Source organism: Enterococcus sp. DIV1089c (assembly GCF_050530965.1).
GTDB lineage: Bacteria > Bacillota > Bacilli > Lactobacillales > Enterococcaceae > Enterococcus_B > Enterococcus_B hirae.
This window is the reverse complement of record NZ_CP172888.1, coordinates 1,177,888-1,191,093: the sequence shown is the minus strand read 5'-3', so window position 1 is coordinate 1,191,093 and position 13,206 is coordinate 1,177,888. Positions and strand designations below refer to the sequence as shown.

Here is a 13,206-nt window from a genome sequence, read left to right as displayed (position 1 = left end):
ATTGCATTTATTCAAAATCTAGATTATCTTTTTTAATCTCTGGGAATATTTGGCATCCACGTGCGGTGATTTGCAAAAATAGTATTACTTTATAAAAACAGAAGAACATGTAGCCTGCAAATTTAAATCAATATCAACATGAAAATTAGAAGCTTTTTGATCAAATTATGAGACAAAGTGAAAGAACAAAAAGCTGAGATAGAATGAGGTACATTCTGACCCAGATTTAATTTTGCGCAACTTATCAGTTCTTATTGACCAAAAACCTTTTTTTAACAGATATTAAAACTAATCAAAAAAAAACGAAAATCAGAATAACTGCTTTTCGTTTTTTCAGCTTGTTCATACGAATACTTTGACCGCACGCTCAAGTTAATTTTTGAACTGTTACACTCTTACTTGAATGTTGCTAAATTGAACACTATCTGATCGTTAGGTGATAATTTAATATCATTTGCTCCTTTTTCCGCCATTTTGCCGTTGATTGTGAACGTCCAATATAATCCTTTATCTTTGTCTTGTGCATGCCCATCAATTGCCGTCACAAAACCATTGTCTTCTTTCACTGAAAACTGTTTTTTTAGTAATTCCAGCAAGGTCTGATTTGGTTGGTAAGTAACGTTTTTTGCCGATAGTTCTTTTCCCTCTTCTTGCAAAGTGATGGTCACTTTTTTTGTAGTGGCTTGTGATTGAGCGCTTGATTGTTCTGTCGTGGTAGGTGATTGACAACCAGTCATAACGATCATACTTGATAAAGCAGCTAATAATACTATGAATTTCTTCAAAAAAAACACTCCTATTTATTAATTTGTAAAAAGAATTAACTTAAGTTATCACTTTAAACATTATAGATATGATTCTTAGACAGTTAGATTTTAATTCAAACAGTAAGGTCTGATAATAATTAATGGAATACTTTCCCAGCTCGCTCATAGAATGGTTCTTTAATATGATAAACCACATTGACATAACGTGCCAAGACAAAAAAGAGATCCGATAACCGATTAATCAGTTTATAGCTCATTTGATTCGTTTCTGTTTCTTCCAAAATCAATTCAGTGATTTCACGTTCCGCTCTTCGGGTCACTGTTCGGGCAAGATGGAAATGCCCTGCTACTGGATGTCCACCAGGCAAGATAAATTTGTCGATCACCGGTAGTTTTTCTTGATAAAAATCAATCATTTCTTCCATTTTCTCCAAATCTTTTTTAGTCACGATCCGTTCTTTGACTTCCGTTGGTGTGGCAAAATCTGTTCCGATATCAAATAGTAATCGTTGAAGTTGGATTAATTGTTCGATCAAAAGCGCAAATTTATCAGGATCTAATTCTGCAACGATCGTTCCTACCCAAGAATTGATTTCATCCACACTTCCATAAGCTCTAACACGAGAAGCTGACTTAGCTAGCCGTTGCCCTCCGATAATACTAGTCATCCCAGCATCACCACTTTTAGTATAGATTTTCATGGTACTATGCTCCTTTTTAACCTTATAATCCACACTTTAGTTGTACTTTACAATGGGTGCAAGTACTGCAACCTCCGATTTCTTCAATTGTACCTTCATGACAAATCGGACAGCGCTCTTCACTCGTTGCTGAGTCGTTTGAAGCTTCTGTTAGCAAAACATCTGGGTGTACCTCTGATGTTACTAGCTCATCGGTAAAACTATTTTCTTCCGCTGATAAAGTCAGGACTTGTGAATCTCGGCTACCGTCAACATACACCGTACCGCCTTTTGCCCCACCTTGATAAAGTCGTTCGTAAATATCAGCTACTTCTTTAACACGATATCCCTTAGGTGCGTTGACTGTTTTGGAAATGGAGCTATCAACCCATCGTTGGATCGTACATTGGACATCCACGTGAGCTTCTGGTGAAAGCTCCATTGCTGAGACAAAGTATTCCGGTAACTCTGAGGCATCTGCCTCTGAATGTTTCGCTAGATATTCGTCAACGATTTCAGCGTGTACTTCAATGAATTTTCCTAAGCGACCGCTTCTAAAGTAGGAAAAAGAGAAATAAGGTTCCAATCCCGTGGAAACACCAGTCATCGTACCTGTCGAGCCAGTTGGTGCAACGGTTAATAAGTGTGAATTACGGATTCCATAAGTTAAGACACCTTGCCTAATATGTTCTGGCATCTTTTTCATATACCCAGAATGGATAAAACGCTCACGTAATTGTCGTGTTTCTTCTTCGTTCTTACCAACTAAATAAGGAAAACTTCCTTTTTCTTTTGCCAATTCGATCGACGTTTGATAAGCTGTAACGGCAATCGTTTCAAACAATTGATCGACTAACGCATTTCCTTCTTTAGAGCCATACGTTTTGCCGCAATAGATCAATAAGTCGGCTAAGCCCATCACCCCTAAACCAATACGACGTTCCCCTTTTGCTTGTTGCTCATTCTTGTCAAAAAAATAAGGGGTCGCATCAATAACATTATCTTGGAAACGTACACTGGTTCTAACCACTTCTGCAACTTTTTGAAAATCGATTTCTTGGTGCTCATCTACCATATTCGCTAAATTGATAGCCGCAAGATTACATACCGCATACGGTGTCAATGGCTGTTCTCCACAAGGATTTGTTGCAACGACTTTTTGACCATAGGCAGCAGCATTAGTCATCTCATTGGCGTTATCAATAAAAAAGATCCCTGGTTCCGCAGAATAAGTAGCACAGTAAGTGATCAATTCCCAAAGCTCTCTGGCTCGAATTGTTTGATGAACTTTCACTTTACGTCCTGTCGCTTCCCACTCACGAACATCACCGATTTCAGCCCAATGTTGATCATAATCAGCCATTTCTACTTCTGTATACTCGTCAATAGCAGGAAAACGCAAATCATAGGTCTTATCTTGTGCGACAGCTGCCATGAATTCCTTTGTCAGACAGATTGAAATATTCGCCCCTGTTAAGAAGTCAGGATCTTTGACACTATAACTTCCACCCATTTTTAATTTTTGCTTAGCCTCTTTGATGAAAGCATGTTCTGCAAATTGCAAAAGCCCCTCTTCCTTAACCAAGACTTCAAATAGCTCCCTTTCTTCTTGAGTTAAAGGAGAAAAAGCTAGTTTCTCGCTTGCTGATTGTTTGATTAGGGGATTTTGACTTGTAGTTATCAAATGTTGCAGGATCAACGGATTCTGGATTTTTGAAATAATAAATTCAAAAATATCTGGGTGCCAATCATTGAGCATGATCATTTGCGCCCCTCTGCGACTTCCTCCTTGCTCGACTAAATGGGTGAGATTAGCTAAATCATTGAGCCAAGAAACAGCACCAGAAGATTTTCCATTTACGCCATGTACGACAGCTGATTTTGGTCTCAAGGTTGAGCCATTCGTTCCTACTCCACCACCACGACTCATGATTTCCATGACTTCTTCTCGGTGTTTTGCTAAACCAGAACGAGAATCTTGAATAAATGGCATGACAAAACAATTAAAGTATGTGACTTCTGATTGCGTACCAGCACCATATACCACCCTTCCTGCAGGAATCAAATTTTGTTCAGTCAATTGTTTGTAAAAATCTTCAAAAAATTCAGCTTTTCTATCGCCCTCGACTTGACTAATTCCGAAAGCAACTCGAGCAGCAATTTGTTCATAATACAGCTCTAAAGGTTTTTCAACTTCACTTTTGTTTCTTTTAACGAATCCACGAGCTATTTCTTCAGGATCAGTCAAAGAGGAGCGAAATTCCTCTTCCACTTCGATCGTTAAATCGTCTCCAGAGTGCTGAATGATCGTTCCAATTCCACGAGCCGGGTATTGTGGATCCGCATGTACCGTCAAGACGACTAGATCACCTATGGTTAACGTCTGATTATGTGGATCTTTGTAAGTATATCGATCCAACATGACCAAGCGTGAAATACCTTCAAATGTCAGTTTCATTTGTGGATCAATAGGTTTGACCTCTGGATAATTCCGTATATCCTGCTTAAGTTTTTCTATATATTTTTTTGAATAAATTCCCATTCCATCGCCACCTTATCATAAAAAAACACTATATATAGTGTCTGTTAATTATTATCACACTACATCATGTGTTTTTCAATCTTGTAATAAAAAAAATTTATGATATAATGAGAACTATTATCAGTGAAGGAGCAGCCTCAAAAGATGAACACATTTAAACAAAAACCTTACTTTACGATTCACAAATTTGCTTATTTGTCATTATTAATTGCTGCCTGTGTCGTAGGCAGACTTTTTTTTGCTTGGTTACCAAATATTCAACCTATGACAGCAATTTTTTTACTACTTGCGGCATTTGGTTCTTTAACAGATGCTTTAATCGTCTCCATATTGAGCTTATTCATCACTAATCTATATTTAGGATTAGGGACTTGGACAATCAGTCAAATGCTCGCCTTCAGCGGGATTGTTTTGTTTTTTCATTGGATGAATCAGTTACCTATAGTCGCTAAGCATGTGACTATTCAAGCAATTTTGAGCTTTATTTGTGGATTAATTTACGGTTTGATTGTTTCACGAATTGAAACTTTCATCTATCAACTTCCCTCTTTTTGGGCTTACTATTTTCAAGGACTTCCTTTTGATCTCGCCCATGGTATAGGTAATTTCTTTTTTTATTTAATTCTCTTTCCCGTATTCCAACGAATACTATTTCCGCTATACAGTAAGACGCTTGATGACAGATATAAAAAATAAATGACGTGAGAATCCTTATTTTATCAGTCGTCTGATCATTTTTGTCTAACTTTTTTTAGGGTATAGAATCAGAAGTGATTCTTCTGTCCCAGTTTTCATTTAGCCATAAAAAGTGGGATATTAATCAAATTTTTTCTGATTAATATCCCACACTCATTTATTATGTAATCATTTTTAGAGTTTATTGATTGTTATCTATGTAACGGGTTATGCTGTAGGTCTTGAGATACAGATGCTCTTTCTGGGGATGAGTTTTCTTCTTTAGATACTCTATTTAATTTTTCTTTAAGATCTTCTCCTCTACCTTTGTTCACTGGAACTTCAGAACTATTTCTAACATTATTCCCTCCCTCATACTTCCCCATTTCTTCTTCTACTCTCTGTCGGCTTATGTGTGGACTTTTTTTCAACTCATTTTTAAGATACCTCAATACACTACTTCGAGGGATGACTCTATTCTTCATAACTTTTGCTATTACTTGCTCAACCGCTTTATCCTCTTTTTTTCTATATTTACCCTTAAACTTCTTCAATTCTTCTTCTGCTCTCTCTTTACTTATGAATGGATTATGCTCAAATCCATATGTGAGATACTTAAATATTTGGGAATGATCTTGAGTTCTGCCTGCATCCTTCATAACTGTTTTTATCTCTTGTTTAACCGCTTTATTCTCTTTTTTCCTAACTTTACTCTCAAACTTCTTCAATTCTTTTGCTCTCTTTTTACTTATGAATGGACTATTCTCTTTTTCTTTAGTTGTACTCGGATTTAATTCAGTTGGTTCCTGTTGAATAGTTTTTGTCTTTTCCTGTTCCTTGTTTGGCATATTATCTTCTCCTTTAAAATTTTATGTACTGCTTCATCAATTTATCAGAAAAAAGAATACATAAGAAAACTTTTATTTCCAAGAAAAGAAAATTTTGCAATTTAATAGCATTTAATTGATTAAAATTCTAGGTTATTACTTTTAATTTCTGAGAATACAAGGTCAAGTATAGTATTTTCAAAGAATTATGCATCAAAAAATTGTATTTGAGTAGTCCTATACATAACAGTTCCTTTCATAATATTTCATTGATTCTTTAATCCTATTTTTGATTTAGCTATAAAAATCGGGTCGTTCATCCAATTTTTTCTGATTAACGACCCGAGCTCATATACTATGTAATTTGGGCTCTATATTTTTTGATGTTGGTGAAATTTACCAACATCTTTTTCATGATGTAAAAACATAGAAAAGACACCCTGAAATCCTTTAGAATTAATTTGACGAACCAATTCATAGGATAATTCAAGATGTCTTGTACTCAGCTTATCAAAGATCCCCTAAATATTCTAGACCTAACTATCTATTTTGAGGTAAATTGTTAAACCAAAGAAAGATATAAAGAGAAATTTTGCTTGATTTACAAAGGTACTCTTCAATACACGCCCGAAGAGTGTCCACATTATTCAACATATAGGAAGAACTTTTTTAAACCACCGAGTGAAGGAAACCAATGCACGGCTTAAAAGTACTTCTCAATACCAACGTGGGCTTGGTAGAAAAATGAAACGTTATTGGAAACTCCTACAAAAAGAAGAAGCAAAGTTGAACTATGAAAAACGGGTTTGGTGTTCCAGTTTCAAAGATTATTTGACTGAAAGTGAGATTGCCAACCGACTGTTAGCTACTTGTCCCAATCTGTGACTAGGCTATCAATTATACCAAGATATGATAAAGAAAAGAGATCAGTCGCTCTTTGAGGACTGTTTAACCAAAGAAATCAGCTATCTACCTGAAACCTATGCGACAACTTTTCGAACTTTTAAAAAGTTTCTGCTACAGATCCAAAATGCCCTCCGCTACAGTTATTCAAACGGACTACTAGAATGTTTAAACAACCATATTAAAGTATTAAAACACAATGCTTATGGTTTTCGAAATTTTTATTATTTCAAACGACAGATCGTAATCCGTCACGGTAAAACTATTTTAATTAAATAAAAAGAACAGAACTGGGACAATAGTCAGAAAAAAATCTGATTATTGCCCATTTTTTTGATTTTAAGGTACACAAAAAGCACGCAACCTTGTGAGATTAAAGTAACCCAACCCAATCAAAAAGGAGCATGCTTTTATGTTTAAAAATTATACCATCAATCAAACAACTTTACCACTAGATGTAGAACAATAATATATTCCAGAAACGGATGTTGCCTTTAAATAATAATTGGTGCTATTTCAAAGCAGAATGCAGGAAAAAGCTTTTAGAGGAGAAAACCGGTTCAATTTATCGGAAACGAAAAATTGATGTCGAACCAGTGTTCGAGCATCTAAAGGCTCACTTGGCCGTTTTCACTTACGTGGGAAACAAGGAGCAACGATTGATATTGGCTTGGCACTCATGGCACTTAATTTGAGAAAATTGGGGAAATATATGAAGGAAAAAGTGTCTAAAATAAGAAAAATCAGCCTGATTTTCTTTTTGAAAAGTATTATTGTCCCAATCTCGTCCAAATTATTCTAAGATTTCTCTTTACCAACATCATTTGACAAAGAGCCAGCAATTATTGTTCATCGACTAAATCCATCTGACTTTTTAGGTAAATGATTATTTTGTTGTACATTTTGGTTTAGTAGAGTTTTTGGTTTTAAATCTGAATTATTTAGTCTTCCACTCAATGAAACTTGATTTGTTGAGTTTAGGTTTGTTTTAGCTGGTTCTTGTGAAGTTCCGTGCGCCCTGTTCAGCAACGCTGTTTTTTCTTTCATTATTTTGATAAGGTCCTTTTTATCTTCTTTAGTAATCAAAATCTCCTCAACTAAATTGCGTTGAGAGAGTTTATCAAGGCTACTGTTAACAATAAATTCGGCCATCATAGATAGCGTTTCTGGGTCTACCTTTTTGTTCGCTTTAAGTCCCAATGCTGTGTCCATTGCCTCACATAACAATATCATGTTTTCAGTCTGTACTTGATCTATAGTCTTCCCATTTATTTTAGTGTCTGTCTTATTTTCTTGTAATTTTTTGGGTTGCTGTTTCAGGCTTTCGCTGATCATATCTCGAAGTGTTTTTTCATCTTCTCTTCTCATGCCAAGAGCTTCAGGAACTTTTTTCATATAATTTTGATCAAGTACACTATTCTCAATGGTAACGGCTATTTCATGTAAAACCTTTGGAGCTGTAAATTGACTCTTTGAAAGTTGATAATGTCTTTTTGCTGATTCAGCCAACATGGATACTAGCTTATCCTGTGCCGTAGCATTTATTGAATTACTTTGAACAGATACTTTTGGTTTTGGTGGAATCGGTGGTGGAGTCTTTTGTTGTACATTTTGATTTAGTAGATTTTTTGGTTTTAAATCTGAATTATTTAGTCTTTCACTTAATGAAACTTGATCTGTTGCTTTTACCTTAAAATATTCTTTTTCATCATAGTTATATTCACTCTTAAACTTCTCAATTTCTTTTTCTCGTCTCTCTCGGCTTATTCTTGGTCTATTCTCCAACTCATCTATGAATTGCTTTAATATGGTGGGGTTAAGTTTAGTAAAGTGTCTATTCTTCATAAAACTTGCTATCGCTTGCTTAACCGCTTCATTTTCTTTTCTTTCTTCAATTAATTTTTCCACTCTTGACGTTTGATTTCCTATAAGTTCCTTAACGTCCTGTTCAGCGATTATTTTTAGATCATGAATAAATGCTATACACGTATCAGGAGTCAAGGGATTAAACTTAAATTTATTAAGGTCTCCAATTAGTGCATCTTTTGTTTCCTTCGGCAAACGTGTATCTGAGTGAATCTTATGCCTTGTCTTAAGGTAGTCAATATAAAAAGTTTTATTTTGGCTAGTTACTTCTATTGTATTTTGGGTCTCTATTAGGTTGTTTGGTTGTATGAGTTTGCTCTCATCTGGATGAAGTGGAAGTCGTTTGATGACCCCTTCTGCTACATCATCTTTAAGTTCAGAAAGAAATTCACCTATTGCTGCTAATGTTTCCGAACTAACAGGTTCACCCTCCTCAAGCTTACACTCTTCGATTAGTTGAAAAGCTATAGTAGCATGATTATACAAAGTATTTCGAGGTCGTTCGCTTTCATTATTTGCAATTTTTTGATTTGTTTCTTTTTTCTGTTCCATGTTTGGCATGTTATTCTCTCCTTTAAAATTTTATATACTGCTTCATCAATTTATCAGAAAAAAAGAATACATAAAAAACTTTTATTTCCAAGAAAAGAAAATTTTGCAATTTAATACCATTTAATTGATTAAAATTCTAGGTTATTACTTTTAATTTCTGAGAATACAAGGTCAAGAATAGTATTTTCAAAGAATTATGCATCATGAAATTATATTTGAGTATTCCTATACATAACAATTCCTTTCATAATATTTCATTGATTTTTTAATCCCAGTTTTAATTTAGCCATAAAAAGTGGGATATTAATCAGATCAATATCCCACACTCATTTATTATGTAATTATTTTTAGAGTTTATTGATCACTATCTTTGAAATTGATCCTTTTTGTTTAGATATGCCTGTGACTTTGGTAGTACAGATGTTTTTAATTGCTCAATTCTTTTTTTCGTAAGGCTTCTTTGTTCTGAGCTTCCTTTTTTAAGAAATTCTTTCACACTCATCTTGAAATATTCTTGTCTTTCATTTGGTTTACTTGGATTCTTATATTCATTTTTTAATTTCTCAATTTCTATTTTTTGCCTCTTTTTGCTTATGTATTCAGATTTTTTCAACTCGTCTTGAAATTGCACCATTAGTGTTGGGGGAATTTCAGGATAGTGTCTGTTCATCTTAAATCTTTGTTTCACTTGATCAACCGCTTTATCTTCTCTAGCCTTTTTTATTAATTTTTCTATCTTGGGCGTTTGCTTCTTCAAAAGTGTCTGAACATCTCTTCTAGCGATCACAGCTAAATCATAAATAAAGGAAGTAAACCTGTTAAGGTCCAAAGAATTGAAATAGAATTTATCAAGGTCTTGAATTAGTGCATGTTTTGTTTCTTTCGACAAAACTGCTTCTTTGCTTAAATCATACCTTTGATTAAGGTAGTTAATATAAAAGGTTTTATTTTTATTATCCACCACTATTCTATCTTCACTATTCATTTGGATGTTCCTTTGTCGTAACAGTTTTTTCTCTTCTGGAAGAAGCGGAAGATAAAAGATAATCCCTTCTGCAGAATCTCTCTTATAGTTAGAAAGAATTTTACCTAATGTTGCTAACTTTTCCGAACTATTAGCTTCTCCCCTCACAAGCTTATGATCCTTGATTAGTTGAAGAGCAATAGCATATTGACTTCCTGTCCGTATTACTGCTATTTTTTGTTTATCATTTGGCATGTTATTCTCTCCTTTAAAAGTTATATACTACCTTGTTAAACTATCAGAAAAAAGGAGTATCTAAGTAACTTTTATTTCTGCAGAAAGAATTTTTTGGCATCTGATATCACTAAACATGTTGTTTTTCGAGTTACTATCCGATAACCATTCTATCGAATAGGCAGTCATCACCCACTTATAGAGAATGGATGATGACTGCCTATACTAGATTAAAATTGAAAATTCTTAATTTAGCCACTTCTGTTTGTCACAAATCGTTGATTGAATGATCTATCGACCACTAGAACATCGTACTTCTACTTCACGCAAGCTCCCCTTTTTTGCCTGAGTAGTCGTTGGGAACAGCTGGTTTTCTAACCGACCAATTTGTTCATTCATTTTTGACATTTTCCTAAATTAACGAACTCTTACACAAAAAATGTACTAAATTTCTAGAAAATCTTACAGAAACTTCTTTCTTTTTACCATTTCCTGTTTGTCGCAAGCAATGGATCATTCGTATACAATTAGTCAATTACATTCGATAATAGACAATGATTGCTAGTCCGATACCTGATAAAATCAGTCCCCAAAATAGTTGTCCGAACATACTGGTATCTCCCAATAGCCAACGAACGAAAAATAATTTTCTTCCAAAACAAAAAATTAACACACCTATGATAAAAATAATACATCCCGTAGAAAATATCGGGTTTGCTTGAAAAGCATTCATAATCTCTTCCATCTAACAACATCTCTTTCTCTATCCATTATAGTTACCACAAACTCTGTTAGGCATCCTCTCATTTCAATACGTTTACCTAACGACACTTAGTATACTTCCTACTGTCAAGACAGTCCATATTTTTAAATGACCTGAACGAACAAAACTGTAAGCTATGTTTTTAAGCTGATCTTTGTCTACGACTACTTTCTCTCACAATATCGTTGAAGAGAAAAACGATCTAAGTTTTACATTGACGAATCAAATAAAAATACTCGCTGAACAATTTTCATTGAACAACGAGCATGCTAAGTTTTTGACTAATAGCTGTACTTTCTTTTTTCTAAATAGGAAGAAAGTAAGGATAAAGCATAGCAGACAGCAAAATACATCAATGTCATTGCCACAAACATTGGCAATACATAATTGGTATTTTGGCCGTAAACAATTCGTGCTTGGTGAGTCAATTCAGGTAAGGAAATGATCACTGCTAATGATGTATCCTTGATCAATGAAATCAGCTGACTCACGATTGCTGGGATCATTGATTTAAATGCTTGGGGTAAAACGACGATTCTCATCGTTTCTACATAAGACAATCCTGTGGAAAGACCAGCCTCCATTTGTCCTTTAGGAACGGCATTCAACCCTGCTCGAAAAATTTCTGATAACATAGCCGATTCAAAAATCGTCAATGCTGCTACGGCTGACCAAAAAATATTCATTTGGATACCGATTTGTGGTAAGGCAAAATACGTAAAGAAAATGATCAATAGCAATGGAAGATTTCTGATAATATCAATTAGTATTCCTAGTATTTTTGAAAAATAAGGTATATTAGCAAAACGAACCACACCACAAATCCCGCCAATCAAAAAACTAAAGATGATTGAAAATAATGAAACCTCCACAGTCACTTTTAATCCTTCTAATAAGAAGCGGATATTCATCCATGAAAAAGCACCACTAAAATCCATTTTGTTCTCCCCTTCCTATGAACGAACTGCCCATTTTTTCTCTAAATATGTCATCAAGTAAGACAAAGGTAATGTAATTACTAAGTAAAAAAGACCCACGATGATATAGGTATCAAAAGTGTTGAAAGTTTCACTGGCAATTAAGTCCCCTTGATACATTAAATCTAACCCAGCAACGATAGCTAAAATCGATGAATTTTTGACTAGATTAATGAATTGGTTTCCTAATGGTGGTACGACGATCTTGAAAGCCTGCGGCAAAATAATAAACCGCATCGTTTGCGCATAGGTCAAACCAGCTGATAAACCCGCTTCTGTTTGCCCTTTTGGCACTGTTTGAATTCCTGAACGAACGGTTTCTGCAATAAATGCCGAAGTATAGATCGTCAAACCGATCGTCCCTGCTTGAAAGCCGTCAAAACTAATCCAATAGATCGGAAGGACGACATAAAAGAACATCACAATAATCAACAACGGGATATTTCGAAAAAATTCCACGTACGCTTTAGCTAGTCCACTGATCACTTTGTTCGTTGACAATTGAAAAATTGCCATCAGTGTTCCAATAATCAAACTAAATAATAAAGCTAACACACTTGAATAGATAGTGATTTTAAACCCTTCTAAGAAGGTTGATCCATATGTTTGCAGCAACTCAGCCATTCTTTCCCCTCCTTAATTCACTTTTCCTTGGGTGGTATCTGGGAACCATTTTTGGTAAATCTGATCATATGTGCCGTTAGCAATGAGTTCTTTTAACGCTTGATTTACGGCATCCAAAAATTCTGTTTGTCCTTTATTGATCGCAATGCCATAAGGTTCATTGGTAAACGTCCCACCTGCTAAAATATAGTCAGGGTTCTCGTCAGCCATTCCCAACAAAATGGCATTATCGGTCGTCATAGCATCTCCTTGTCCTGATTGTAAAGCAGTAAACGCTTCGGCATAGTTTTCTAGTTCAAGAATTTTTGCATCTGGAGCATGTTCTCGGATATTTACTGCAGAAGTTGATCCTTTGACTGCGAGCACAGTTGTTTCAGCATTTAAGTCATCTACGCTTTTAATCGGGCTTCCTTTTTTGACTAATAAAGATTGTCCGGCATCAAAATAAACATCAGAAAAATCAACTTGCTTTTTTCGTTCATCTGTAATGGTCATTGTCGCAATAATCGCATCAATATTTCCATTTTTTAATAGAGGAATCCGTGTTTTAGAGGTAACTTCCACAAATTCTGCTTTCCCATCTTTTCCAAGAATCTCTTGCGTAATCGCTTTAGCGATATCGATATCAAATCCTTGAACCCTACTACTTTTGATATCCATCATCCCAAATAAGCGAGTATCGTATTTTACACCCCACGTTATGGTGTTGTTTTGCTTACTTCGTTCCAGAATATTTTCTTCAGCGACACTTTTTCCTTTGCAGCCTGCTAATATCAAAAAGACCAGACCCAAAAGGAAAAGCAAACGAATCATTGTTTTCTTACGCATCTTA

At 34.9% G+C, this 13,206-nt stretch carries 11 protein-coding genes and 2 pseudogenes; 3 read left to right on the top strand and 10 right to left on the bottom strand.

What is annotated here, in order from left to right; all coding sequences use genetic code 11:
* Positions 1-395: 395 nt before the first annotated feature.
* From IGL30_RS05630 to IGL30_RS05620, 3 genes are all read right to left on the bottom strand, one after another.
* A complete protein-coding gene (locus IGL30_RS05630; protein ID WP_223603268.1) occupies positions 396-794 on the bottom strand; it encodes a DUF4430 domain-containing protein in 399 nt (132 codons plus the stop codon).
* 110 nt (positions 795-904) lie between these two features.
* On the bottom strand, positions 905-1,468 hold the full coding sequence (locus IGL30_RS05625) for a cob(I)yrinic acid a,c-diamide adenosyltransferase (protein WP_034699997.1): 564 nt from the start codon (positions 1,466-1,468) through the stop codon (positions 905-907).
* A 22-nt stretch (positions 1,469-1,490) separates the two neighbouring features.
* Positions 1,491-3,989 carry a vitamin B12-dependent ribonucleotide reductase gene (locus tag IGL30_RS05620; RefSeq protein ID WP_123874814.1) on the bottom strand — a complete coding sequence of 833 codons (2,499 nt, stop codon included), beginning with the start codon at positions 3,987-3,989 and terminating at the stop codon, positions 1,491-1,493.
* Positions 3,990-4,133: 144 nt separating this feature from the next.
* Between IGL30_RS05620 and IGL30_RS05615 the strand changes: the two genes are divergently transcribed.
* The gene (locus IGL30_RS05615; RefSeq protein WP_010719291.1) at positions 4,134-4,685 is read left to right on the top strand and encodes a DUF6580 family putative transport protein; all 552 of its coding nucleotides are present in this window, start codon (positions 4,134-4,136) and stop codon (positions 4,683-4,685) included.
* 191 nt (positions 4,686-4,876) lie between these two features.
* Here the strand turns inward: IGL30_RS05615 and IGL30_RS05610 are convergent, their stop codons facing one another.
* Positions 4,877-5,512 carry a hypothetical protein gene (locus IGL30_RS05610; protein ID WP_123874815.1) on the bottom strand — a complete coding sequence of 212 codons (636 nt, stop codon included), beginning with the start codon at positions 5,510-5,512 and terminating at the stop codon, positions 4,877-4,879.
* A gap of 618 nt (positions 5,513-6,130) precedes the next feature.
* On the opposite strand from IGL30_RS05610, the pseudogene IGL30_RS05605 reads away from it, so the two are divergent.
* Positions 6,131-6,673, top strand: a pseudogene (locus IGL30_RS05605) (transposase); the annotation flags it as partial.
* 212 nt (positions 6,674-6,885) lie between these two features.
* Positions 6,886-7,196, top strand: a pseudogene (locus IGL30_RS05600) (transposase); the annotation flags it as partial.
* 47 nt (positions 7,197-7,243) lie between these two features.
* Here the strand turns inward: IGL30_RS05600 and IGL30_RS05595 are convergent.
* The 6 genes from IGL30_RS05595 to IGL30_RS05570 all read right to left on the bottom strand — a co-directional run bounded on the left by IGL30_RS05595 (position 7,244) and on the right by IGL30_RS05570 (position 13,202).
* The gene (locus tag IGL30_RS05595) at positions 7,244-8,821 is read right to left on the bottom strand and encodes a hypothetical protein (RefSeq protein ID WP_260221649.1); all 1,578 of its coding nucleotides are present in this window, start codon (positions 8,819-8,821) and stop codon (positions 7,244-7,246) included.
* A 355-nt stretch (positions 8,822-9,176) separates the two neighbouring features.
* Positions 9,177-10,031, bottom strand: a complete 855-nt coding sequence (locus tag IGL30_RS05590; protein ID WP_123874816.1) for a hypothetical protein — start codon at positions 10,029-10,031, stop codon at positions 9,177-9,179.
* A 514-nt stretch (positions 10,032-10,545) separates the two neighbouring features.
* Positions 10,546-10,755 (bottom strand): hypothetical protein, encoded by a 210-nt coding sequence (locus tag IGL30_RS05585; RefSeq protein WP_063627051.1) that lies wholly within the window; start codon positions 10,753-10,755, stop codon positions 10,546-10,548.
* A gap of 299 nt (positions 10,756-11,054) precedes the next feature.
* Entirely contained in the window at positions 11,055-11,711 is a 657-nt protein-coding gene (locus tag IGL30_RS05580) for an amino acid ABC transporter permease (protein WP_010719297.1), read from the bottom strand.
* Positions 11,712-11,726: 15 nt separating this feature from the next.
* Entirely contained in the window at positions 11,727-12,374 is a 648-nt protein-coding gene (locus tag IGL30_RS05575) for an amino acid ABC transporter permease (protein WP_010719298.1), read from the bottom strand.
* 12 nt (positions 12,375-12,386) lie between these two features.
* Positions 12,387-13,202, bottom strand: coding sequence for a transporter substrate-binding domain-containing protein (locus IGL30_RS05570; protein ID WP_088745173.1), 816 nt, complete (start codon positions 13,200-13,202; stop codon positions 12,387-12,389).
* Positions 13,203-13,206 lie beyond the last annotated feature (4 nt).